Annotated in this window: 28 protein-coding genes and 1 pseudogene; 18 read left to right on the top strand and 11 right to left on the bottom strand. The window is 68.9% G+C overall.

All coding sequences use genetic code 11. The features are described from left to right. Window positions 1–127: 127 nt before the first annotated feature. Entirely contained in the window at window positions 128–871 is a 744-nt protein-coding gene (locus ACGFI6_RS05120; protein ID WP_393115353.1) for a GntR family transcriptional regulator, read from the top strand. On the opposite strand, the gene ACGFI6_RS05115 is transcribed toward ACGFI6_RS05120, so the two are convergent. Both ACGFI6_RS05115 and ACGFI6_RS05110 read right to left on the bottom strand, forming a co-directional pair. Continuing rightward, window positions 868–1,620 (bottom strand): hypothetical protein, encoded by a 753-nt coding sequence (locus ACGFI6_RS05115; RefSeq protein WP_393115352.1) that lies wholly within the window; start codon window positions 1,618–1,620, stop codon window positions 868–870. The genes ACGFI6_RS05120 and ACGFI6_RS05115 overlap by 4 nt on opposite strands. A gap of 16 nt (window positions 1,621–1,636) precedes the next feature. Beyond that, complete coding sequence (locus ACGFI6_RS05110; RefSeq protein ID WP_393115351.1) at window positions 1,637–2,137, bottom strand: SigE family RNA polymerase sigma factor; 501 nt, start codon at window positions 2,135–2,137, stop codon at window positions 1,637–1,639. Window positions 2,138–2,391: 254 nt separating this feature from the next. Between ACGFI6_RS05110 and ACGFI6_RS05105 the strand changes: the two genes are divergently transcribed. From ACGFI6_RS05105 to ACGFI6_RS05075, 7 genes are read left to right on the top strand one after another with little or no spacing between them, the layout of a single operon-like run. Beyond that, window positions 2,392–3,669, top strand: coding sequence for a CpaF family protein (locus ACGFI6_RS05105; protein ID WP_393115350.1), 1,278 nt, complete (start codon window positions 2,392–2,394; stop codon window positions 3,667–3,669). Beyond that, window positions 3,669–4,529, top strand: a complete 861-nt coding sequence (locus ACGFI6_RS05100) for a type II secretion system F family protein (protein ID WP_393115349.1) — start codon at window positions 3,669–3,671, stop codon at window positions 4,527–4,529. Before ACGFI6_RS05105 ends, ACGFI6_RS05100 begins: the two co-directional genes overlap by 1 nt. Continuing rightward, window positions 4,526–5,464 (top strand): type II secretion system F family protein, encoded by a 939-nt coding sequence (locus ACGFI6_RS05095; RefSeq protein ID WP_393115348.1) that lies wholly within the window; start codon window positions 4,526–4,528, stop codon window positions 5,462–5,464. Before ACGFI6_RS05100 ends, ACGFI6_RS05095 begins: the two co-directional genes overlap by 4 nt. A gap of 14 nt (window positions 5,465–5,478) precedes the next feature. After that, window positions 5,479–5,676 (top strand): hypothetical protein, encoded by a 198-nt coding sequence (locus ACGFI6_RS05090; RefSeq protein ID WP_393115347.1) that lies wholly within the window; start codon window positions 5,479–5,481, stop codon window positions 5,674–5,676. A 6-nt stretch (window positions 5,677–5,682) separates the two neighbouring features. Then, window positions 5,683–6,069 carry a TadE/TadG family type IV pilus assembly protein gene (locus tag ACGFI6_RS05085; protein WP_393115345.1) on the top strand — a complete coding sequence of 129 codons (387 nt, stop codon included), beginning with the start codon at window positions 5,683–5,685 and terminating at the stop codon, window positions 6,067–6,069. Next, a complete protein-coding gene (locus ACGFI6_RS05080) occupies window positions 6,066–6,536 on the top strand; it encodes a hypothetical protein (RefSeq protein WP_393115344.1) in 471 nt (156 codons plus the stop codon). The genes ACGFI6_RS05085 and ACGFI6_RS05080 overlap by 4 nt, the downstream gene beginning before the upstream one ends. A 38-nt stretch (window positions 6,537–6,574) precedes the next feature. Further along, the gene (locus ACGFI6_RS05075; protein ID WP_393115343.1) at window positions 6,575–6,973 is read left to right on the top strand and encodes a pilus assembly protein TadG-related protein; all 399 of its coding nucleotides are present in this window, start codon (window positions 6,575–6,577) and stop codon (window positions 6,971–6,973) included. Between the two features lie 8 nt (window positions 6,974–6,981). Here the strand turns inward: ACGFI6_RS05075 and ACGFI6_RS05070 are convergent, their stop codons facing one another. Continuing rightward, window positions 6,982–7,782, bottom strand: coding sequence for a hypothetical protein (locus ACGFI6_RS05070; RefSeq protein WP_393115341.1), 801 nt, complete (start codon window positions 7,780–7,782; stop codon window positions 6,982–6,984). A 70-nt stretch (window positions 7,783–7,852) separates the two neighbouring features. Here ACGFI6_RS05070 and ACGFI6_RS05065 point away from each other — a divergent pair, with 70 nt between their 5' ends. The 3 genes from ACGFI6_RS05065 to ACGFI6_RS05055 are packed head-to-tail and all read left to right on the top strand — an operon-like array spanning window position 7,853 to window position 10,350. Continuing rightward, window positions 7,853–8,464 (top strand): TetR/AcrR family transcriptional regulator, encoded by a 612-nt coding sequence (locus ACGFI6_RS05065; RefSeq protein ID WP_393115340.1) that lies wholly within the window; start codon window positions 7,853–7,855, stop codon window positions 8,462–8,464. Between the two features lie 16 nt (window positions 8,465–8,480). Next, window positions 8,481–9,602 carry a peptide chain release factor 2 gene (gene prfB / locus ACGFI6_RS05060; protein WP_393115339.1) on the top strand — a complete coding sequence of 374 codons (1,122 nt, stop codon included), beginning with the start codon at window positions 8,481–8,483 and terminating at the stop codon, window positions 9,600–9,602. Beyond that, on the top strand, window positions 9,586–10,350 hold the full coding sequence (locus ACGFI6_RS05055) for a pentapeptide repeat-containing protein (protein ID WP_393115338.1): 765 nt from the start codon (window positions 9,586–9,588) through the stop codon (window positions 10,348–10,350). The genes prfB and ACGFI6_RS05055 overlap by 17 nt, the downstream gene beginning before the upstream one ends. On the opposite strand, the gene ACGFI6_RS05050 is transcribed toward ACGFI6_RS05055, so the two are convergent. Then, complete coding sequence (locus ACGFI6_RS05050; protein WP_393115337.1) at window positions 10,328–11,782, bottom strand: MFS transporter; 1,455 nt, start codon at window positions 11,780–11,782, stop codon at window positions 10,328–10,330. The genes ACGFI6_RS05055 and ACGFI6_RS05050 overlap by 23 nt on opposite strands. A 101-nt stretch (window positions 11,783–11,883) precedes the next feature. Between ACGFI6_RS05050 and ACGFI6_RS05045 the strand changes: the two genes are divergently transcribed. Then, complete coding sequence (locus ACGFI6_RS05045; protein ID WP_393115336.1) at window positions 11,884–12,774, top strand: helix-turn-helix transcriptional regulator; 891 nt, start codon at window positions 11,884–11,886, stop codon at window positions 12,772–12,774. A 6-nt stretch (window positions 12,775–12,780) separates the two neighbouring features. Here the strand turns inward: ACGFI6_RS05045 and ACGFI6_RS05040 are convergent, their stop codons facing one another. Further along, on the bottom strand, window positions 12,781–13,689 hold the full coding sequence (locus tag ACGFI6_RS05040) for a LysR family transcriptional regulator (RefSeq protein WP_393115335.1): 909 nt from the start codon (window positions 13,687–13,689) through the stop codon (window positions 12,781–12,783). A 73-nt stretch (window positions 13,690–13,762) separates the two neighbouring features. Here ACGFI6_RS05040 and ACGFI6_RS05035 point away from each other — a divergent pair, with 73 nt between their 5' ends. Further along, window positions 13,763–14,659 (top strand): EamA family transporter, encoded by an 897-nt coding sequence (locus tag ACGFI6_RS05035; protein WP_393115334.1) that lies wholly within the window; start codon window positions 13,763–13,765, stop codon window positions 14,657–14,659. A gap of 41 nt (window positions 14,660–14,700) precedes the next feature. Then, window positions 14,701–15,750: a serpin family protein gene (locus tag ACGFI6_RS05030; protein ID WP_393115333.1), complete on the top strand. Its 1,050-nt coding sequence runs from the start codon at window positions 14,701–14,703 to the stop codon at window positions 15,748–15,750. On the opposite strand, the gene ACGFI6_RS05025 is transcribed toward ACGFI6_RS05030, so the two are convergent. Then, window positions 15,741–16,439, bottom strand: coding sequence for a TIGR03943 family putative permease subunit (locus ACGFI6_RS05025; protein ID WP_393115332.1), 699 nt, complete (start codon window positions 16,437–16,439; stop codon window positions 15,741–15,743). The two genes, ACGFI6_RS05030 and ACGFI6_RS05025, sit on opposite strands and share 10 nt — an antisense overlap. After that, window positions 16,436–17,416, bottom strand: a complete 981-nt coding sequence (locus tag ACGFI6_RS05020; RefSeq protein ID WP_393115331.1) for a permease — start codon at window positions 17,414–17,416, stop codon at window positions 16,436–16,438. The genes ACGFI6_RS05025 and ACGFI6_RS05020 overlap by 4 nt, the downstream gene beginning before the upstream one ends. 161 nt (window positions 17,417–17,577) lie before the next feature. Here ACGFI6_RS05020 and ACGFI6_RS05015 point away from each other — a divergent pair, with 161 nt between their 5' ends. Further along, complete coding sequence (locus tag ACGFI6_RS05015; RefSeq protein ID WP_393115330.1) at window positions 17,578–18,762, top strand: serpin family protein; 1,185 nt, start codon at window positions 17,578–17,580, stop codon at window positions 18,760–18,762. Here ACGFI6_RS05015 and ACGFI6_RS05010 read toward each other — a convergent pair. Further along, window positions 18,743–19,285, bottom strand: coding sequence for a TetR/AcrR family transcriptional regulator (locus ACGFI6_RS05010; protein WP_393115329.1), 543 nt, complete (start codon window positions 19,283–19,285; stop codon window positions 18,743–18,745). The two genes, ACGFI6_RS05015 and ACGFI6_RS05010, sit on opposite strands and share 20 nt — an antisense overlap. Continuing rightward, window positions 19,260–19,691, bottom strand: a complete 432-nt coding sequence (locus ACGFI6_RS05005; RefSeq protein WP_393115328.1) for an SRPBCC family protein — start codon at window positions 19,689–19,691, stop codon at window positions 19,260–19,262. Before ACGFI6_RS05005 ends, ACGFI6_RS05010 begins: the two co-directional genes overlap by 26 nt. 84 nt (window positions 19,692–19,775) lie before the next feature. Here ACGFI6_RS05005 and ACGFI6_RS05000 point away from each other — a divergent pair, with 84 nt between their 5' ends. Together ACGFI6_RS05000 and ACGFI6_RS04995 are read left to right on the top strand one after the other, a co-directional pair. Continuing rightward, complete coding sequence (locus tag ACGFI6_RS05000; protein WP_393115327.1) at window positions 19,776–19,970, top strand: hypothetical protein; 195 nt, start codon at window positions 19,776–19,778, stop codon at window positions 19,968–19,970. Window positions 19,971–19,978: 8 nt separating this feature from the next. Then, on the top strand, window positions 19,979–20,656 hold the full coding sequence (locus ACGFI6_RS04995; RefSeq protein WP_393115326.1) for a PhzF family phenazine biosynthesis protein: 678 nt from the start codon (window positions 19,979–19,981) through the stop codon (window positions 20,654–20,656). Here the strand turns inward: ACGFI6_RS04995 and ACGFI6_RS04990 are convergent. Beyond that, window positions 20,646–20,942 (bottom strand): hypothetical protein, encoded by a 297-nt coding sequence (locus ACGFI6_RS04990; RefSeq protein ID WP_393115325.1) that lies wholly within the window; start codon window positions 20,940–20,942, stop codon window positions 20,646–20,648. The two genes, ACGFI6_RS04995 and ACGFI6_RS04990, sit on opposite strands and share 11 nt — an antisense overlap. A 239-nt stretch (window positions 20,943–21,181) precedes the next feature. On the opposite strand from ACGFI6_RS04990, the pseudogene ACGFI6_RS04985 reads away from it, so the two are divergent. Then, window positions 21,182–21,310: pseudogene (locus ACGFI6_RS04985) on the top strand (hypothetical protein); the annotation flags it as partial. An 86-nt stretch (window positions 21,311–21,396) separates the two neighbouring features. On the opposite strand, the gene ACGFI6_RS04980 reads toward ACGFI6_RS04985, so the two are convergent. After that, complete coding sequence (locus tag ACGFI6_RS04980) at window positions 21,397–21,813, bottom strand: ATP-binding protein (RefSeq protein ID WP_393115323.1); 417 nt, start codon at window positions 21,811–21,813, stop codon at window positions 21,397–21,399. Window positions 21,814–22,171: the final 358 nt, after the last annotated feature.

Genomic DNA, 22,171 nt, shown 5'->3' with positions numbered 1-22,171 from the left:
CGGACACCGCTTGCCCGGGATCCGGACGCGATTCACCGAACGTTCATCGCCCGCGGCCTGCCGAGCAGGTGTGATCAAATCCCGATGGTGGCTCGACGGATTCCGGTCCAGCCTTCAGGATGAGCCCATGAGTACCGTCCAGGTCCAGGTCGATCGGAACAGCCGTACGCCGTTGCACGTGCAGCTGGCGCAGCAGCTCGAGGCGGCCATCCAGGGCGGTGAGCTGCCCGTCGGGTCCCGGCTGAGCAACGAGGTGGACCTGGCAGAGGCGTACGGGCTCAGCCGTCCCACCGTGCGGCAGGCGATCGCCCGACTGGTCGACCAGGGCCTCCTGGTCCGCAAGCGTGGTGTCGGCACGCAGGTGGTCGGCAGCTCCGGACAGGTACGTCGCTCGCTCGAGCTAACCAGCCTGTACGACGACCTCGCGGCAGCGCACCGTAAGCCGGAGACCGAGGTACTGCGCTTCGGCATCTCGCCCGCGACCCCGGAGGTCGCTACCGCGCTGCAGTGCGAGCAGGGCGACCGCGTACTCCGGCTGGAACGGCTCCGCCGAGCCGACGGCGAACCGCTCGCCCTGATGCGCAACTGGCTGCCGCCCGAGATACTCGAGACCGATCCGGCCACACTGGCCGAGCGTGGGCTCTACCAACTGCTCCGCGCCGAGGGCGTCCGGCTGAAGGTGGCGCACCAGACCATCTCCGCCGTACCGGCGACCGTCGAGCAGGGACGGCTCCTTGCGGAGGAGCCAGGCTCACCACTCCTCGCGACGACCCGCATCACGTACGACGACCACGGGCAACCCGTCGAGTACGGCGCACACCTGTACCGCGCCAGCCGCTACTCCTTCGAGCACACACTCGTACATCGCTAACGCGCAGCGGACTGGCGCGGTGGGAACACCCAGTGGTTGCTGCGGGCGATCTGCGCCAGTTGGGTAGCTGTCAGCAGTGGAGCCGGCCGGGTGTGCCGGGTCTTCTCACTGGTCGCGTTGTAGTTGGTGAGGCTGATCTGGGTGCCGTTCGGCCGGAACAGCTCCACGGTCGTTTGTCGGACGCCGCCGGGGTTGGGACCGTCCGGGTAGAGCAGTTGGTTGTCGTACACGACGTGCACGCTGCGGTCCGTGTGGATCGTGCAGGAGCCCGGTGGGAACGGATTGCAGTCGGTGACCGCGTCTGCGGTGGTGATGCTCAAGGTGAGCAGCGATGCGCCGCCACCGTCGTCCAGCATGACGGTGGCGTTGTTGGTGCCGAGCCCGTAGCCGCCGGACGTGGTGGAGTTGGACGGGTTCAGCCCTGCGGGCAAGAGCTCTGTCAACGTCGCCAGTGTCTGCGCAGGCGTCACAGGTGGTGCGGGCTTGTGTGTAGCGGGCGCGGTGACCGCAGGCGTATTGGCCGGCTGCACCTGCGCGCCACCGGTGTGGATGAACTGGTTGCTGCCGATCAGGACGCCGAGGGTGGCCAGTACTGCAGTGGCTCCGGACAGACCGGCTAGCACGGTACGGCGGCGGCGCAGCACCTTGCCACGCCGGATGCCGCGGGCAACCAGCTCAGGTGTGGCAGGGGAGAGGTTCTCAGTGGCCCGGTGCATCAGGTCCGGGAGGCTGTCGTGGAGGTTGTTCATTGGCGGGGCTCCCGGGTCATAGTGCGGCCAGATGGACGGCTTCGTCACCCAGGACCGCGCGTAGCCTGCCCAGTGCGCGTGACGTGCGCGTTCTGATCGCACCGGTGTTCTTGCCGAGGTCGTACGCGACCTGCTCCGCGCTGCGGTCCTCGAAGTACCGCAGGACGAGCACGGCTCGGTCCAGCGGGGACAGCTCGGCCAGTGCCTGCAGCAGGGACAGGCGGAGTTCGTGGTCACCGGACTGGTCCGCGCGGTCGGGCGTTCGCTCCACAGGTCGCTCTGTCGAGCTCCTGCGTCTCCGCTGGGAGATGTACGTCCGTGCGAGCACGGTCTGCGCGTATGCAGCCGGGTTGTCGGTCTGCTCCACCCGCCTCCACGCCCGGTACAGCTTGGCGAGCGTCTCCTGGACCAGGTCCTCGGCCAGGTGGTGCTCCCCGGCCAGCAACCACGCCGACCGGTACAACTGCGGCGTCCGCGCCCTGGCGAACTCCTCGAACTCGTCCGTCGACCGTGTCAAAGCACCCTCCCGAGGCCTTCCTTCACCCGGTTCGACGCCGTGAGTCGCGGTTCTGTTACCTACGGAATTGCAACAACCTGCAGTTTCCTGGACCGCGCGGTGAGGCCCCCGATACGGTGAGTGAGCCATCGGCGTGTCACGGTTATCCACAGGGTTGGCCGATGCGAGTGGCGCCGGGGGCCCCGCCCTTGACAGGATGGGTCACGCACGGTGACCGAAGGTGGTCGCCGGACGGGACTTTCACGGGGAGATCGATGACTGCGGACAGGCTCGACGCGCACCGCTCGGGATGGAACGGTGCCATCGAGCTGATCGACGCCCAGGTGCGGGACCTGGTCCGTCGCGAGGGCATCGACCCGCTCCGCGACCCGGGCGCCGTGAACGCGATCGTCGCCACCGTCGTCCGGGAGTACGACGAGCGCAGCCTGTCGGGTGTGGTGCCGCCGATCGGTGACCTGGAGGCGGTCAGCCGTGAGGTGCACGACCGGGTCGCCGGCTTCGGGCCGTTGCAGCGCTACCTGGACGACCCGGCCGTCGAGGAAATCTGGATCAACGAGCCCAGCCGGGTGTTCATCGCCCGCGAGGGCCGGCACGAGCTGACCACGACGGTGCTGACCGAGGAGGAGGTCAGCGACCTCGTCGAGCGGATGCTGAAGACGACCGGCCGCCGGATCGACGTGTCCCAGCCGTTCACCGACGCGCGCCTGCCGGACGGGAGCCGGGTGCACATCGTCCTCGGCGGCATCACCCAGCGGTATGCGGCGGTCAACATCCGGAAGTTCACGGTCCGCGCGACCCGGTTGAGCGACATGGTCCAGCTCGGTTCGCTGACGCCGCACGCGGCCGCCGTGCTGGAGGCGTCGATCGCCGTCGGCCTCAACGTGCTCGTCTCCGGCGGCACCCAGGCCGGCAAGACCACGATGCTGAACGCCCTGGCTGGATCGATCCCCGGCAGCGAGCGGGTGATCAGCTGCGAGGAGGTCTTCGAGATCAAGTTGCCGATTCCCGACTGGGTCTCGATGCAGACCCGCCAGGCAGGTCTCGAGGGCACCGGCGAGGTGCGCCTGCGGGATCTGGTGAAGGAATCCCTGCGGATGCGGCCGTCCCGGGTGATCGTCGGCGAGGTGCGCGGCGAGGAGTGCCTCGACCTGCTGCTCGCGCTGAACAGCGGCCTCCCCGGGATGTGCACGATTCACGCCAACTCGGCCCGTGAAGCTCTGAACAAGATGTGCACACTGCCGCTGCTGGCGGGCGAGAACATCGGCTCCCGGTTCGTACTGCCGACCGTGGCCGGCTGTGTCGACATCGTCGTACACCTGGGGATCGCGGCCGACGGGAAGCGGCGGGTCCGGGAGATCGTCGCGGTCACCGGGCGCGTGGAGGAGCAGGCCATCGAGACCGAGACCCTGTTCAGCACCCACGACGGGTACCTGCGGCGCGCCGAGGGACAGTTGCCGCACGCGGAGCGCTTCCAGCAGGCGGGGTACAACGTGGCGGGCCTGCTCACCGAGTTGCCGCGAGGCCGAGCCTGATGGGCCTTCTGATCGGGTTGTTCTTCGGGGTCGGCCTGCTGCTGGTCATCGCATCGTTCGTGGCGCCCGCCGAGGCCTCGCCCGGCTCGGACGGCCGGATCCGCGGCCGGAGCCGGGACCTGCTCGCGAGTGCGGGGATCGAGGGCCTGACGCCGGGTGCGTTCATCGGCGCCTGCGCGCTCCTGGCGCTGGTCGCGTTCCTGCTGATGTTCGTGGTGTCCAAGACGCTGCCGGTCGGGGTGGTGTTCGGGCTGATGGCGGGCTGGCTGCCGATCGCGCTAGTACGGTCGCGGGCGCGGAAGCGGCTGGCGGAGTTCCGTGAGCTGTGGCCGGACGTGGTGGACAACATCGCCTCGGCCGTCCGGGCGGGGCTGTCGTTGTCGGAGGCGCTGGCTCAGGTGGGCGAGCGCGGGCCGTTGCCGTTGCGCGAGCCGTTCCGGCGGTTCGGTGCGGACTACGCGTCGACCGGACGGTTCGCCGAGTCGCTCGACCGGTTGAAGGCGCGGCTGGCGGACCCGGTTGGTGACCGCGTCGTCGAGGCGCTGCGGATCGCGCGTGAGGTCGGTGGTGGTGACCTCGGCCGGTTGCTGCGGTCCTTGTCGTCGTTCCTGCGCGACGATGCGCGGACCCGGTCCGAGCTGGAGTCCCGGCAGTCGTGGTCGGTCAACGGCGCACGGGTCGCGGTTGCGGCGCCCTGGCTGGTGTTGCTGCTGCTGTCGTTCCAGGGCGACGTCATCCAGCGGTACAACTCGCCGGTCGGTGCGTTGATCATCGCTGCCGGTGCCGTGATCTGCGTGCTCGCGTACCGGGTGATGCTGCGGATCGGCCGGTTGCCCGAGCCTGAGCGGGTGCTGCGATGAGTCCGCTGCTGCTCGGTGGTTTTCTCGGCGCGGTGCTCGGCGCCGGGGTGCTGGTCGTCGTGCTGCGGCTGCCGTTCCTGCGCAAGCCCACGGTGGACGAGCGGATCGCGCCGTACCTGCAGGATCTCGGAGCGCCGGACGTGTTCGTCGGCGTGATCGACTCGCGGTCGCCGTTCTACGCGATCCTGCGGTTGTTCGGTCCGTCTCTGCGGTCCGCCGCGCAACGGCTGGAGCGGATCCTCGGCGGCGCGAACACGATCCGCCGGCGGATGCAGCGGGCTGGGCTCGAGCGGACGGTCGAGGAGTTCCGGATCGAGCAGCTGCTCTGGGGCGCGATCGCCTTCGGCGCCGGGCTGGTGATCTCGATCGTCGCGGTCGCGGTCGGTCTCGGGGATCCGGTCGCGCTGCTGGTGTTCTGCCTGGTGCTCGGGATCACCGGGGTGCTCGGTCGCGACACCTACCTGACTTCGCAGGTCAGACGGCGGGAGCGGCGGCTGCTGGCCGAGCTGCCGACCGTGGCGGAGATGCTGGCGTTGTCGGTCGCGGCCGGTGAAGGCCCGGCCGCCGCGCTCGACCGGGTCGCGCGGTCGTCGCGCGGCGAGCTCGCCAACGAGCTGAAACGGGTCCTGGCGGAGACCAGGGCCGGAGCAACACTGGTCCGTGCGCTCGATGCGCTCGCGGACCGGACCGGGTTGCTGGCGCTCTCGCGCTTCGCGGACGGGCTGGCGGTGGCGCTGGAGCGTGGCACGCCGCTGGCCGACGTCCTGCGGGCGCAGGCCGGCGACATCCGGGAAGCGGGGCGTCGCGAGCTGATCGAGTCCGGCGCCCGCCGTGAGGTGGCCATGATGGTCCCGGTGATCTTCCTGGTCCTTCCGGTGACCATCGCGTTCGCCTTCTACCCGGGCGCTGTCGGAATCCGGCTGATCGCCGGATGAATCGAGGAGAGGTCATGTCCCTACACCTGACGAGGCTGTTCCTGACGTTGCTGCTGAAGCCACGTCCGGCGCGGAAGGAGCGCGGCGACGTACCCGGCTGGGTGCTGATCACCGTGATGACGGCCGGCCTGGTCGTCGCGATCTGGAAGCTGGCCGGCGACCAGCTCGCCAACATGCTCCGGGACGCGCTCTCGTCGGTCAGCAACAAGTAGCCGGTGATGCCGCGAGCCCGCGGCGAGCGGGGATCGGCCGTCGTCGACTTCGTGCTGGTCTCGACGATCCTGGTGCCGTTGTTCCTCGGCATCCTCCAGGTCGGCCTGTTCCTGTACGTACGCAACACCGTGACCGCCGCCGCCTCCGAAGGGGCGCACTACGCGGCCGTGCTCAACCGGGCACCGGCCGACGGTGCGTCACGTACTCGCGACCTGATCGACGGCGTGGTGACGCAGGGCCTGATCGACTCGGTGTCGGCGGAAGCGACCGACATCGACGGCCAGCCCGGCGTCGAGGTGTCTGTCAAGGCGCACATGCCCCCGCTGGGTCTGTGGGGACCCGGCATCTCGTTCAGCGTCCAGGGCCACGCGGTGAAGGAGACCGGCGAATGACCGTGCGGACAGCCCGGCGGGTCCGGCGCCGGGGTGAGCAGGGGAGTGCTGTGGTGGAGTTCTCCTGGTTGGCGATCCTGCTGATGGTTCCGCTGGTGTACATGATGCTCGGGGTGTTCGACGTGCAGCGGGCGTCGTACGGCGCGACGGCGGCGACGCGGGCGGCCGGGCGTGCGTTCGTGATCGTGCCGGACGGGGTGTCGGAGGACGAGGCACGAGCGCGGGCGTTCGACGCGGCACGGCTGGCGATGAAGGACCAGGGCATGGAGCTGAGCGAGGACGAGCTCACGATCAGCTGCAATCCGGCCTGCCTGCAGCCCGGCTCGACGGTGACGGTCAGCCTCGAGACGAAGGTACGCCTGCCGCTGATCCCGGACGCCCTTGGCGGCGAACCGCCCGCGATCCGGATCAGCGCCTCGCACACCGAGGCGTTCGGCGACTACCGCGAAGCCAAAGGCAACGGATGAGTCGACGGGGTGGGCGCAAGCGCGGGGACCAAGGGCAGATGACCGTGTTGATCATCGGGTTCACCGTGGTGATCCTGTTGATGGTGGTTGTGGTCACCGATATCTCGAAGGCGTTTCTGGTCCGCCGGGACCTGGATTCCACCGCGGACGGCGCGGTGCTCGCGGCCGCGAACGGTCTCGCGGCGGTCTACGCACAGCCGGGCGCCGGAGGGAACGCCGCGATCGATCCGGACCAGGCGCGGCGGCTGACCGCGGACTACCTCGATGAGGTTGCCGCCAGCAACAGGTTCGACGATCTCGACTGGTCCGTCGACGTCGAGGGCACCACGGTGACCGTCCGCCTCACCTCCAGCACCCAACTCCCCTTCCGTCCCCCTGGCTTCCCGGGCTCCACAGACTTGGCCTCCGAAGCCGCCGCCATAGTCCCGATCCGTTAGGGCACGCCTTAGGTGAAGAGGGTTGGGTTCTGGGTCAACCAGGTGGTGAAGGGGCGGGGGGTTTGGGTGGTCAGGTGGGTGATGGCGGGTTCGATGGCGGCGGGGATGCCGACCCGGGAGGCCCAGTAGGCGAGCAGGGTTTCGCGTTGGCCTTCGTCGCGCATGCCCATCTCGGCGCGGGCCTGGTCGGGGGTGAGTTCGACGGCCTCGATCGGTACGCCGGTGATCTCGGTGATGAGGGCGATCTGGTGCCGGCGGGTCATCGATTCGGGGCCGGTCATCGGGTAGCCGTGGCCGTCGTGGTCGGCGCCTGGGCCGTCGAGGAGGATCCGGACGGCGGCGTCGGCGATGTCGAGTTCGTGGATCGGTGCTTCTTCGGCGTCGAGGTACGGCAGCCGGATCTGGCCGGTCGCGCGGACCTGGTGTGCCCAGTACTTGGCGTTGCTCATGAACGCGCCGGGCTGCAGGCGGGTCATCGAGTACGAGCCTTGGCCGATCACCTGCTCGGTCTTCGCGTGCGGATCTTCAGGTCCGCCGAGCGAGGACAGTGAGGAGAGCAGGACGACCTGCTTCACGCCGGCGGCCTCGGCGGCGGCTGCGAAGGCGGGTGCGGTCGACGGATCGGAGTACAGGAAGACCTGGCTGATGTCGCGGAGGGCGGGCGCCGGGTCGGCGGCGTCGTACGCGACGGCCGACGGGACGGCGGATGGCTCGCGGCTGGCGACGCGAACGTCCTGGCCGGCCGCGATCAGGCCGGCGGTGACGGCTTGGGCGATCGCACCGCGACCACCGGTGACGAGAATCGTCATTGGATGTGCTCCAAAAATGTAGTGACTACAACAATGGAATCAGTAAAGCAGATCCACTAGAGTCGGCGCAATGGAGCTCGGGCGGCGGGAACGGAAGAAGCAGCAGACGCGGCAGGCGATCTCGGACGTCGCGACCGCGCTGTTCCTCGAGCGCGGGTTCGACGCGGTGACGGTCGCGGAGGTGGCGCGGGCCGCCGATGTCGCCGTACAGACCGTGTTCAACCACTTCCCGGCCAAGGAGGATCTGTTCTTCGACGAGCGCGGGTGGTGGACGGGGCCGGCGCGGGCGATCCGGGAGGCGCCCGCGGATGCGGATCCGGTCGAGGTACTGCAGACGCAGTACCTGGACGAGACCCGCAGCCGGCTCGAGGTGGGGCATCTGGCGACCTGGAAGCAGTTCGTTCGTACGATCGAGGGCAGCCCGGCGCTGCTGGCCAGGCGCCGGCTCACCGCCGAGGAGTTGGAGCGATCGCTGACCGAGGCGCTCGACGAACGGACGCCGGACCACCTCCGCAACCGGCTGACCGCGGCCCTGTACGCCGCCGCGCAGAAGGTGCTAGAGGAGAAGCTGATGGCCGTCCTGCCCGACGACGCGTCGCCCGCGGAGCTCGCAGAGGCTCAGCGCGAGTTGGAGGCAGCAGTGGCCGAAGTCTTTGCCGTTCTTCGTCGCGGACTCGCCTGAGCTAAGCTGCTTAGTTGTGGCTGGACTGGATTTTGACGCGGAGCTGAAGCAGCTCGACGCGACGATGACCTCGATCGAGAAAGTGCTCGATCTTCCTGCGTTGCGCAAGGAGATCGACGACCTCGGCGAGCAGGTCGCTGCGCCCGATCTCTGGGACGACCAGGCGAACGCGCAGAAGGTGACGTCGCGGCTGTCCAGCCTGCAGGCCGACGTCGAGCGGGTGACGAACCTGCGCAGCCGGCTCGACGACGTCGGTGCGCTGGTCGAGCTGGGCCGCGAGGAGAACGACGCGGACAGCCTGGCCGAGGCCGAGAAGGAGCTGGGCTCGGTCGCCAAGTCGATCCAGTCCCTCGAGGTCCGCACGCTGCTGTCCGGTGAGTACGACGAGCGCGAGGCGCTGGTGACGATCCGCTCCGGTGCGGGCGGTGTCGACGCCGCGGACTTCGCCGAGATGCTCCAGCGGATGTACTTGCGCTACGCCGAGCGTCACGGCTACCCGACCGACGTCTACGACACGTCCTACGCCGAAGAGGCCGGGATCAAGTCGACGACGTTCGCAGTCAAGGCTCCGTACGCGTACGGAACGCTCAGCGTCGAGTCGGGAACCCACCGCCTGGTGCGGATCTCGCCGTTCGACAACCAGGGGCGCCGGCAGACCTCGTTCGCTGCGGTCGAGGTGGTCCCGGTGCTCGAGCAGACCGACGAGATCGACGTACCGGAAGAAGAGCTGCGGATCGACGTGTACCGATCGTCCGGTCCGGGTGGGCAGAGCGTCAACACCACCGACTCCGCGGTCCGGATCACGCACCTCCCGACCGGCACTGTGGTCTCCTGCCAGAACGAGAAGTCCCAGCTGCAGAACAAGGCCAGTGCCATGGTCATCCTGAAGGCCAAGCTCCTCGCGCTGAAGAAGGCCGAAGAGCGCGCGCAGCTGGACGCGCTGCGTGGCGACGTGGCCGGCTCGTGGGGAGACCAGATGCGGTCGTACGTCCTGCACCCGTACCAGATGGTGAAGGACCTGCGGACGCAGTACGAGTCCGGGAACACATCCGGGGTCTTCGACGGCGAGATCGACGACTTCATCGAGGCCGGCATTCGCTGGCGCCGGACCGGCCAGACTGTTGCCGAGCAGAACTGAGCCGAGCCGAACGGATCTGCAGGCCGACTGCGGTAACTGCTTCGGCCTGTGCTGTATCGCGCTGACCTTCAGCAGGTCGGCGGACTTCGCGATCGACAAGCCGGCCGGCGAAGCCTGCCCGAACCTGAGCGACGACCACCGCTGCACGATCCACAGCCGGCTGCGCGTCAGCGGCTTCCCGGGCTGCACCGTCTACGACTGCTTCGGCGCGGGCCAGGAGCTGTCCAGGCGACTGAAGCAACCCGGTCCGGAGATGTACGCCGCGTTGCCGATCCTGCGCCAACTCCACGAGCTGCTCTGGTACCTCGCGGAAGCCCTTGAACACAACGCGAAAGCGCAATCAGCGCTTGATCGGGTCGAGAGCGTCAGCCGTACGCCGGATCTCACCGCCGTCGATGTGGTGGCCGAGCGGGCGATCGTCAACGAGGTGCTGCTCGAGACCAGCCTGCTCGTCCGCGGCAAGCAGCCGAAGAAGAAGGAGCGCCGCGGCGCGGATCTGATCGGTGCCCGTCTCCGCCGAGCGGATCTCGCGCAGGCCAACCTCCGTGGTGCCTATCTGATCGGCGCCGACCTCCGCGAGGCCGACCTGCGCCAGGCGGACCTGATCGGCGCCGATCTCCGGGACGCGAACCTGAAGGGCGCCGACCTGACCGGCGCCCTCTTCCTCACCCAATCTCAACTCAATGCGGCCCAGGGGGACGGAGCCACGCGAATTCCCGCAGGGCTTACGCGCCCGCCGCACTGGTAGCCGACGTCCGCAGCTGGTGAGTCACAGGCGTCATGAGCAGCGAGATGACCGTGATGGCCAGCGCTACAGCAGCAAGTGCACCGCCCTGGCCCCAGGAGGTGCCGGCGAGGGACAGGTAGACCGTACCGACGGTGGCGGCTCCTAGTGCGAGACAGGTCTGCTGGGTGGTGAGCAGGATGCCGCTACCCATACCTGCCTGAGCTGGCGGCACCTGACCCACCACAACGCCGATGAGCGGCACCATGACCAGTCCGGAGCCGATACCCGCCACCAGCAGTGGTGCGCCGATGCTGAGTGGGTTGACGTGCGGCCACAAGGCCAGCGCGACGGCTGCGAGCAGGGCGTACCCGATGGCCTGGATGATCCAGCCGCGCAGGATGAGGCCTGCCCCGTACCGCTGCTGCAGTGGCGGACCGTAGATCGAGGTGATCAGGAACCCGACTGCGAACGGGAGCAGGCTCAGCCCGCCTTCCAGTGGGGACATGTGCGCCTCGCCCTGCGTCGCGAGCGCGAAGCAGAACATGAAGCCGCCAAAGGTGGTGAAGAACCCGACCGCCAGCAGCAGGCCGATCCGCATAGCCCGCAGTCGCAGTACCGTCGGGGGAATCAGCGGGGCATGCCCTGAACGTTCAGCTCGGTGCTGGTGCAGTGCGAGACCTGCGGTCGCAGGGATGACGGCAGCGAGGCTCAGCCACGTCCAGAGCGGCCAGCCGAGCGGCCTGCCTTCCGTCAGCGGCAGGAGCAGCAGTACGAGAGTGATGGCGAGCAGTACGGCGCCAACGATGTCGACGCGATGTACCTGGTCCGCTTTGCTCTCCGGTACGACACGAAGCGCCGCCACGATCGCGATGATGCCGACCGGGACGAAGATCAGGAACACCGCGCGCCAGCCGAGCCCGAACAAGTTCGCCTCGATGAGGATCCCGCCGAGGATCTGGCCGAGCGCAGCCGCGATGCCGTTCGCAACACCGAACCAGGCCATCGCGCGGGTCCGGTGTTCACCGGTCAGCAGGCTGGTGATCGACGCCAGCACCTGCGGCGTGACGGCGGCACCGGAGATGCCCTGGACGATTCGCGCCGCGAGCAGGACACCGATCGTGGGCGCGATCGCGCAGATCAGCGCCGTGACGGTGAAGCCGGCGAGCCCGATCAGGAACAGCCGGCGGCGGCCGAAGCTGTCGCCGAGCCGGCCGCCGACGACGAGCAGCGTCGCGACGGCGATGCCGTAACCGCCGACGACGAGTTGCAGTTGGCCCGCATCGGCGCGCAGGTCCTTGGCGATCGCGGGCAGGGACACGTTGATCATGAAGAAGGACAGCGCCGGCAGGAGGGCACCGAAGAGAAGGCTGGAGAGGGCCACCGGGCCGAGCCCTGCCGCGGCGCGTGACCGGGCGGCGGCCGGGAGGGTGGTGGCTTGGAGCTGGTCTGTCATGCGACCAGCGTGAACGCGTGGCGAGCCTGGTGGTGAGAGCCTGGTTATCCTATTACTGACAGCACCTGGCACCCGGTTGACCTGGTGTCCATCATGGAACCATGACCACTGTCTCAGAGGCCACCGACAGTACGGTGACGGCGCAGCGCCGCGAGCTCGGCGTCTTCCTGCGCAGCCGCCGCGAACGCATCCGGCCGGACGAGGTCGGCTTCGCTCCGGGCGGTCGCCGCCGGACGCCGGGGCTGCGGCGCGAAGAGGTCGCGCTGCTCGCGGGCGTCGGTGTCACCTGGTACACGTGGCTCGAGCAGGGCCGCGACATCAACGTTTCCACGCAGGTCCTGGACGCGATCGCGACGGCGCTGCGGTTCGACCGGCAGGAGCGCAATCACCTGTACCGCCTGGCCGGGATACGGTTCGGCCCGACGCAGAGCGTCTGCTCGGCGCTGCCCCCGTCGGTGCAGAAGACGCTCGACGCGGTCTCGCCGTACCCGGCCGTGGTGCTGAACGAGCGGTACGACATGCTCGCGTTCAACGAGGCGTACTGCAAGGTGATCATCGACCTCAACCAGGTGCCGGTCGAGGAGCGCAACCTGCTCTGGGCGCACTTCGTGTCGGATGCCTGGCAGTGCAGCATGGTCGACGACGAGAAGGCCAAGCACCACATGGTTGCCGCGTTCCGGTCCGCGTCCGCGGAGCACCTGGGGGACGCGCTCTGGCAGGACCTGATCCACGGGCTGCTCAGCAACTCGCCGTACTTCGCGGAGCTCTGGGAGCGGTACGACGTGGACTCACCGAGCACCCGGACGAAGCTGCTGGACGTCGACGGCTTCGGCCTGCTCCGGATCGAGCCGATCAACCTGTGGCTGTCGCAGCTCGGGCCGCTCCGGGCGACCGTCTACACCGCGCTCGACGACGAGACCGAGGTCAAACTCCGGAAGATCGTCGAGGCGCCGACCCGTCCCGCGTGCCGAGCAGCCCGGACCCTGGACTAGGGCACTTCAGGCGGTGTCGCGGTCCGGCCAGGCGGCTTTCAGGGTGGCGAGCGTGACGCTGATCGCCGGGCGACGGGACGTGGTCGTCCGCCACACCGCGTACAGCCGGCGGCTCGGAGCGGGCTGCAGCGGCACGACCGTCACACCATCGGGTACGGGTCCGCGGCCGAGCCGGGGGAGCAGGCCGATACCGATGCCGCGGGCAAGCATCGAGAGCTGCGTCTGGTACTCCGCGACGGAGTACGCGACGTCCGGCTCGACGCCCGCGCGGCGCATCGTCCGGATCAGCCACTCGTGGCAGATCGACCCGGCGGGCTGGCAGATCCAGCGCTCGCCGACCAGGTCCTCGGCGCGGACGAACTCCTTACCGGCCAGGCGATGCGTCGCCGGCACCAGTACGTCGGCCGGATCGACACCGAGCTTCACCCGGGACAGGTCCTCGGAGACGCCGAGCGGGGTGTTGTGCCAGTCGTGGACGATGGCGATGTCGATCTCGCCGCGACTCACACCGGCCACGCCCTCGAAAGGATCCGTCTCCAGAACTCGCACATCCAGTCCCGGTTGACCGTCGATCAGCCGGGCCAGCGCCGGCGGCAGCAGCCCGCGCGCCGCGGTCGGGAAGGCCGCGATGCTGAGCGTCCCGATCGCCTTGCCGCGTTGCTCCTCCAGCGTCAGCTCGGCGTCCTCGACCAGCTCGAGGATGCGCGCCGCGGTCGTCGCCAACTGCTGCGCCGCGTCGGTCAGCACGATCCCGCGCCCCTGCCGCTCGACCAGCGTGGTCCGCGTCTCGCGCTCCAGCTTCGCCAGCTGCTGCGACACCGCGGACGGCGTGTAGCCGAGCACCTCGGCGGCGCGGTTGACCGATCCGTACTGGGCGACGGCGTGCAGTGCGCGCAGCCGGCCGAGATCCATCATTTAGCACTCCTACATCGATAGCGGTAGCAATCAGTGCTGGTCCTTAAGTGTACGCCCGCCGACACTTGACCGTATGAAGCCTCGTGACCTGCTCCTCGCGCTCGCCGTCGTCGTTGTCTGGGGCATCAACTTCGTCATCATCGAGGTCGGGCTGGAAGGCGTTCCGCCGCTGCTGCTGTCCGCGCTGCGGTTCTTCTTCGCGGCCGTTCCGGCGATCTTCGTGCTCGGCAAGCCACGGGTCGCCTGGCGGTACGTGATCGGCGTCGGCCTCGCACTCGGTGTGGCGAAGTTCGGGCTGCTGTTCATCGCCATGGACCATGGCGTACCGGCCGGCTTGTCGTCGCTCGTGCTGCAGAGTCAGGTGATCTTCACGGTCCTGTTCGCGATCGGCATCCTGCGGGAACGCCCGCGGCCGGCGCAGCTCGCGGGCATCCTGATCGCGTGCGTCGGGATCGCCCTGATCGTCCTGGACCGCAAGCTGTCGGCGCCCGTCGGTGCGCTGGTGCTGGTGATTGTCGCCGCCGGATTCTGGGGCGTGTCGAACACGATCACCCGGTACGCGAAGCCGCCGGACACGCTGCGCTTCATGGTGTGGGCCAGCGCGGTGGCCGTCGTACCGCTGACCTTCCTCTCGCTCCTCACCGAGGGCATGCAGGCCGACGTCGACGCGCTCCGCGACATCCACCTGAGCGGCATCGGCGCGATCGCGTACCTCGCGTTCGCCGCCACGCTGTTCGGTTTCGGCATCTGGGGTTACCTGCTGCGTCAGTACGACGCCAGTACGGTCGCACCGTTCTCGCTGCTCGTACCGGTCGTCGGCATGTCCGCGGCGTGGGTGCTGCGCGGCGAGGCCGTCGGACTGCAGCAGGCGATCGCCTCCGTACTGGTGATCGGCGGCATGGCCTGCACGATCATCCGCCGCCGCGCCCCGCGGACCGCAAAGTCGAATGACCTGGTCTCAGCCGCCTGAATTGTCGGCGAGGGTGCGCTTGGATGCGCGAGGATGGGTGGGTGGATGCTCTGCAAGTCGGTCGCCTGACCGCACGATGGATCGCCGAACTGCCCGGCGAGGACAGCACTGTGATCTCGGGTCTCGGAGTCCAGCCGCTGCTCGCGATGCTGGCCGAGGTCGCGGACGAGCCTGCGCACACCGAGCTGGCCGAGGCCTCCGGCGGGCGGTACGGCGGTCTGCTGCAGGCACCTGGGCTCCGGATGGCGCTCGGGCTGTGGACGCGGCCGGAGATCGAGCTGGAAGCAGGCGTGGACCGCTTCCTGCCGCCTGAGATCCGCGGGACTCTGACCGATCAGGCCGCGCTGGATGCCTGGGTGGTCGAGCGGACCGACGGTCTGCTGCGGCGGATGCCGGTCGAGCTCGACCCGGACGTACTGCTCGTGCTGGCCTCGGCGCTGGCGTTGCGGACCGAGTGGGAGCTGCCGTTCTCGGAGTACCCGCGCGACGGGCGGCGGTGGTTGGGGCGTACGGACGCCGACCTCGACAGTCTGCGGGTGTACGAGACTGCGGCGGGTCCGTTGACCGTGGTGACCGTGCGTGGGGTCGGGGAGTTCGACGTACGGCTCGCGATTGGTGACGACGGGCGGGCAGCGGTGCTGGGGGCGGCGCTTGCGCTCGATGACGCCGGAACGAGTGGTGCCGAGGTGCTCGCGGCGGAGCAGTCCGCGCCGGGCGTTCAGTTCATCGAGTCGTCGTTTCCGGGCGTTGTCTTGTCGATGCCGCACTTCGAGATCGACGCGGAGCATGATCTGCTGGAGCACCCGGAGGTGTTCGGGTTGAGTGCGGCGTCGGACACGACGTGTGGGCATTTCCCCGGGCTGAGTGCGCAGCCGCTGGCGATCGGGCAGGCACGGCAGGCCGTACTGGCACGGTTCTCGGCGACCGGGTTCGAGGCGGCCGCCGTCACCGCGATGGCCGCTCCCGCCGGAGCCGTCCCGACGATGAGCGCGAAGGCGTTGCTGGTCACGCTCGACCGACCATTCGGCTTCGTCGCCATCCACCGCCCAACCGACATCCCGGTCGTCGCCGGTTGGGTCAACTATTCGTAGGGATTGGCTGGTGTGGTTGCCGGCTCGACCGATTCGACGGTGAGGGCGGCGACGTCGCCGTCGACCTGTCTCGTTGGTTCGGCCCACGTTCCGGTGACGGTGACCCATTGGTTCTTGGGCGGCGCGGGGTGTCCGCGGGCCTCGACCATGAAGGCCGTGCCGTCGGCGACACAGCACGTCAGGCCGATGCGCGTGACGTACCAGACGCCGTTCTTGGCGGGGGTGACGAAGCCGGTGAGCTGGAACGACCGGCCCTTCATCGTCTCCTTCTCCCACACCGCCCAGACCGAGTAGTCGCGCACGGCGAGCTTCTTCGGGCCGTAGTCGTGGTCGCCCTGCCAGAAGGCCTTGCCCTGCGGCTCGACAGGCTGGACTGGTCGCGTGGGCTTCGCTGCGACTGGTGATTGTCGTTGCGCCGCGTCCGCCCCGAGCGCGGGTGGATCCACGACGAGCAACGCGAAGACCGGGACGAGCAGCAGCCACGCGGCGCGCGGGAGGCCGTGGTCATGGGTCTGCCGGTTCCGCGCGAACACGTCAGCGACCGCGAGCGCGATCAGGATCAGCCCCGCGGCGAGCAGCATCCAGCGCATGCCGGGCTTCACGTACCGCAAGTACGTCCCCGAGGTCGCGAGTTGCACGACTGCAGCCCCGACGAACACCACCACCAGCCCAGCAACGCTGCGCTTCACAGCAACCACCACCCGACGAGCAGACTGGCCAGCAGTGCGACGACGAACGTCGCCGGCGCGAACCGAACCGCGAACTTCGGCCCGAACGTCCCGGTCTGCAAGGCGATCAGCTTCACGTCGACGATCGGCCCGACCACCATGAACGCCAGTCGCGCGGTCAGCGAGAACTGCGAGAGACTCGCCGCCACGAACGCGTCCGCCTCGGAACAGATCGCCAGCAGTACGGCGAGCAGCCCTAGGATCACCACCGAGAGCAGCAGATTCCCGGCGACGTGATCGAGCCAGGTCCGCGGGACCACGACGTTCAGCGTCGCTGCGGCCGCCGCACCGATCACCAGGAAGCCGCCGGCATGCAGGAAGTCGTGCAGCATCGCGGACCGGAACATCTCGAGCTTGCCGTCGTCGTGCGCGTGCCGGTTCTTCGGCGTCTTCAGCCACGAGCCGCCCTTGCCGGTCAGCAACCACAACCAGCCGAGAATCATCGACACCGCGAGCGACGTCACCGCCCGCGCGACCACCACCTTCGGCTGGCCCGGGAACGCGACCGCGGTCGACGCCAGCACGACCGGGTTGATGGCGGGCGCGGACAGCAGGAACGCGATCGCGGCAGCCGGCGTGACTCCGCGGTTCATCAAGGCGGCCGAGACCGGGACGGACGCACACTCACAGCCCGGCAGCACGACACCGGACGCGCTCGCGACCGGCACGGCGAGGGCCGGGTGTTTCGGAAGCGCTTTCGCGAAGAACGACGCCGGGACGAACGCGGTCAGCGCAGCCGACAGCAGTACGCCGAGCACCAGGAACGGCACCGCCTGCACGGTCACGCCGACGAACATCGTCGCCCAGGTCCGGATCCCGTCGCCGGCGAACCAGTCGGCGAACAGCCGCCGCCCGAACAACGCCGCACCGACCAGCAGCACCAGGGTCGCGGTGAACGCCACCGAGGACCCGGTCGACTCGTCCTTGACCGTCGTCATGGCCGGAATGCTGGCAGAGAATCGCTGGAAATGAAAATCAGCGTCGAATGCAGGCCTGGCGTTGGATCGCTACGCAGGCAGAACCCCTGGTTTCGGCCCTCGAACCGCCCCAAAAGGCCACTTCTGCCTGCGTGGCGGTACAGGCGTGGCAGTGTGGGGGTATGGATGCCGACGTGGTGCGTGCAGTCAACGAACTCACCAGCCGCTGGGCCCGTGCGCTGCCGGCGGAGAACACCGTGGTGGCGGGTCTTGGGCTCTGGCCACTGCTCGCGCTGCTCGCGACCGGCGCCGACGAGCCCGGCCGTTCGGAGCTCGCTGCCGCGGCCGGCGTGGACCCGTCGACCGGCGCGACCGACGCCGTCCGGCTGATCGAGGCGATCGAGGAATCCGCTGACCTGCACGCGGCGCTCGGCGTCTGGGTGGACGAGCAGCTCAAGCTCGCCGAGACGTTCGACAGCGTGATGCCCGCGCCGCTCGTCGGGATGCTGACCGGCAATGCCGCCGTCGACAAACCCAAGCTCGACGCCTGGGCCGCCGAACACACTGACGACCTGATCCGCGAGATGCCGGCCGACCTGGACGGCGGCGTCGACCTGCTGCTGGCCTCGGCGATCCTGCTCCGCACGCGGTGGGTGCACCCGTTCGCCGAGCAGATCCGGCGGGTGCCCGACGGTCCGTGGGCAGGCTCGTGGCATTGGCTGGACCGCGCGGACACCGACCTCGATTCCGTACGCCGGTACGACCACCCGTCCGCTGCGTGGCTGACCGTTGTCACGGTGGCCGGCGACGCCGACGTCGACGTACTGCTCGGGATCGGGCAGCCCGAGACGCCGAACGCCGACGTACTCGCCGGTCTGCTGGACGCCGCGGCCGACCCCACCGGGGGTGTGCCGGGTAGTGCGCTGATCGAGCGGGGCGACGCGGGTTGGGATGCGGCGCCTGGGGTGCGGATCGGGCGTACGACGGCGGCGAGACCGGACGTGAAGTTGTCGGTGCCGTCGTTCAGCATCGACGTCGAGCACGATCTGCTGCAGTCGCGGGAGCTGTTCGGGCTGACCGCTGTGTCGTCGAATCCGGGGGCCCGCGGGCATTTCAGCGCACTCAGTCCGACGCCGCTGCGGATCGACCAGGCCAAGCAGCGGGTGCTGGCGCGGTTCTTCGCGACCGGGTTCGAGGCCGCGGCGGTCACTGCGATGGCGATGACCCGGGCCGCGATGGTGACCCGTCAGCAGCGGCGGCTCGAGGTCACATTCGACCGGCCGTTCGCGTTCGTCGCCGTACTGCGCGACTCGCGGTTGCCGATCGTCGCGGGCCGGGTCGAGATGCCTACTGAGCCGGGAGCGTGAACAGCCGGTAGAGCAGCGCGGTCGCCTCTTCGACGCTCGCGTGATCGCCGGTCAGCAACAGGTCGAACAGCAGGCCGCGGGATGCTGCCAGACCGAGGCGTGCGTACGTCGGCGCCTGATCAGCCGGCACGCCTGCGCGAACACACAGGTCGATCAGCGGCGGCAGCCAGACGTTGATCAGGTCCGCCTTGAGCGACTCGGTGTGCGGCAGGTCCTGCATCGCGTGCGCGCTGAGCTCGAAGAACAGTGGGCCGTAGATGAGGGCCGCCTCGGTCACGCGGCGCCAGAACACCTCGTTCTGCTCCTCGACGGGAAGATCCGACAGGCCGGTCAGCAGATCACGTTCCTGCTGCTCGACCGTGCGTACCACCTCGGCGAGCAGACCTTCCCGCGAGCCGAAGTGGTAGATCAGCATCCGGTGACTGGTACCGATCGAGGTCGCGATGGTACGCAGGCTCGCGTCCCCGATCCCGTTCTTCGCGAAGTGTTCGACCGCGTCAGCCAGCAGACTGTCGCGACTCACTGACTTCCTTCAGCTTCTCGGTCTCGGTGGCGATGTAGTTCCTCGTCAGGCCGGCGTACAGCCTGCCGAGCAGCCAGGCGAGCGGACCCTCCTGGATGATCGTCGCGGTCGCGACCGTGCCGTCCGGCGTACTGATCACGCGGTGGCCGCCGGTCGTCCGCATGCCCGGTGCAGTGGAGACCCATTCGAAGTACTGGCCGTCCTCGAACTTGGTCACCTCCCAGACGGCGACCGCCAGCTTGGGCTGGCGGATCCGGGTCCGGGCGCCGAGATGCAGGCGGCCGTCGTCCAGCCGCTCGACGGAATCGACGGTCGGGGTCCAGTCGGGCCACCGCTCGACGTTGCTGAATACCTCCCAGACCCGCTCTGGCGGGGCCTGGATCGTGGTTGAGTGATCGAAGCGCATGTACCAAATGGTACATCAGGTCTGTGTGAGGCTTCGGCGGGCGGGCTGCTTGCCGCGGACCGGCGGCAGGTAGGGTCTGGGTCCATGGCTGAACAGAACGTCCCGCAGAACGTGGAGAACGAGCAGGATCCGGGCGCGAACACCCAGATGTTCCGCGCCTTCGTCAACGAGGGCCAGACCGAGACCAAGGCCGAACCGAAGCTGAACGGGCGGATGCTCGCGATCATCGGTGCCGCGGTCATCCTGGTCGCCGTCGTCGCAGCGATCGCCGTTCTGTAGCTCCTGCATTGACCGACATCCCGGTCGAGGTCGTCAGGGTCTTCACCGACCCCGACGGCCGGTTCGGCAACCCGTTGGGCATCGTCGACGGCTCCCTGGTCGCCGAGGCCGACCGTCTGCGCGTGGCCGCGGCGCTCGGCTACAGCGAGACCGTGTACGTCGACGACGCCGCCACCGGCACGCTCCGTATCTACTCAGCCACGGGCGAGATGTCCTTCGCCGGCCACCCCACCGTCGGCGCGGCCGCCTGGCTCCACACCCACGGCCACCCCGTCGACACCCTCCACGTCCCCGCCGGCCCCATCCCGGTCACCCGCTCCGGCGACCTGTACGCCGTCCGAGCCGACACGACCTGGGGCAGCGACTGGGACTGGCGCCAACTGGCCACCCCCGTCGAGGTCCTCGCCGCCTCACCGGCGTCCTACTCCGCCGGCCACACCTTCCTCTGGTCCTGGCAAGACGAGCCCACCGGCACCATCCGAGCCCGAGCCTTCGCCCCCGCCATGAACGTAGAAGAAGACGAAGCCACCGGCTCCGCCGTAACCCAACTGACCGCCCGCCTAGCCCGGGACCTACTAGTCATCCAAGGCACCGGCTCCCACCTCCACACCACCCACCACCCGCCAACCCACGCCACAGTAGGCGGCCGCGTCATCGAAGAGCCGCCCCGAACCCTCACCCTGTAAAGGCCCACCGAACCCAACAGTCGGTCCCGTCCACCCGATAGCGCTGCCCGTCATCGAGCCGCCACTCGGCTACCACCCGCCGCGCCCCGGCAGGCGCCTGCCGATACGGGACGAGCAAACCCTCGAGCTCGTCGTACCGCGCGTCGACGCCACCATCCCCAGGATGTGGACCCGCTGATCGCGGCGCGGTCTCGTACGCCTGGTTCCACCGTACGAAGATCTCCCAGCCTTCCCGCTCGAGCGCAACAGCCTCCACCGGCGCAGGCCACACCAAGTACTCATCCACCGCCCACCTGGGACAGTCGAAGTAGTACAAAACCCCGCCCCCATCAACAAGCCCAGCTCGCGGCCCGTCATAAGAAGCAATCTCGACAACGACGTGCCAAAACCCATCCGCAACCAACTGCGCTCGCTCCCACCCGCCGGCCACCGCCAAAGCCTATCGACCGACGACGAGCACATCTTGCGCCCGGACGCCCCACCAGCACCTACACACCGGCGGCCACCGGGCCGCTGACCCAACTGGTGGTCAAGCAGCCGACGGTCAACAACTACAGCGGCACACCCGTGAACTTCACGACAACGACGACGTACCGGCCCGAGTGGGGCGTTCCGGCGAAGACGACCGACGTGAACGGCAAAGTCACTGAGCTGGCGTACGACGCTCTCGGCCGGCTGACCGGGGTGTGGCTGCCGAGCCAGGCGCCTGCGTCGACCAAGCTCGCCAACACCAAGTACACCTACACGATCTCGAACACGGCCCCGTTGGCTACGGAGGTTTCGTCCGACACCGCTTGTTGGCGAGTTCTGACACCGCCGGCGGCCTCGACGAGCTCGTTGGCAAGCTGGGTCGCCAGGGTGTACTTGACCCGGTTGCCGGCCATGGCGGCCTCGGTGCCGAGTGCGATCAGCAGATGGGACTTGCCGGCGCCGGAATCCCCGATCAGACACAGCGGCTGTCCCTTCTGGACCCATTCGCACTTGGCGAGGGTGTGCATCACGGCGGCATCGATGTTGGAGTTGGCGTCGAAGTCGAAGGCCCGCAGGGACTTCTCGCGGGGGAACTTGGCGGCCTTGATCCGGCGTTCGGACCGGCGTCGGGCGCGATCGTCGCACTCGGCAAGCAATAGTTCGGCGAGGAACCCGCGGTAAGACATCCGCTCACGCCCTGCCCGGTCGGTCGGCTGGCCAACAGCTGGTCGTACTTCTCCACGCTCGGCAGCGGCCGAGTGTCGGCCGGGATGTGGGCGCGGAGCCGGCGCTCGGTCAGCGATCGCACGGCAGGGATCTCGCCTTCTCCGCGTGCCCTGTCGCCGCTCATCAGGGACTGGTGGTCCGCTGTCGTGTCGTCGGCTCCGCCATCTGCTGTGTCGTTGTGCTTGCGCGCTTCCAATGCGACAGCGTCCGCGGTGAGCGCGCCCGCACGCAGCGCCGCCGCGAGTCCGGCGACGACGTGGTCGTGTGGAAGGTGCCGGTGCAGCATGAGGACCTCAATGAGGGCACGGGTGCCGTCGG

Source organism: Kribbella sp. NPDC048928, from assembly GCF_043197975.1.
GTDB lineage: Bacteria > Actinomycetota > Actinomycetes > Propionibacteriales > Kribbellaceae > Kribbella.
Note: the sequence above shows the minus strand (reverse complement) of the source record. Positions and strands in the feature narration are given on the sequence as shown.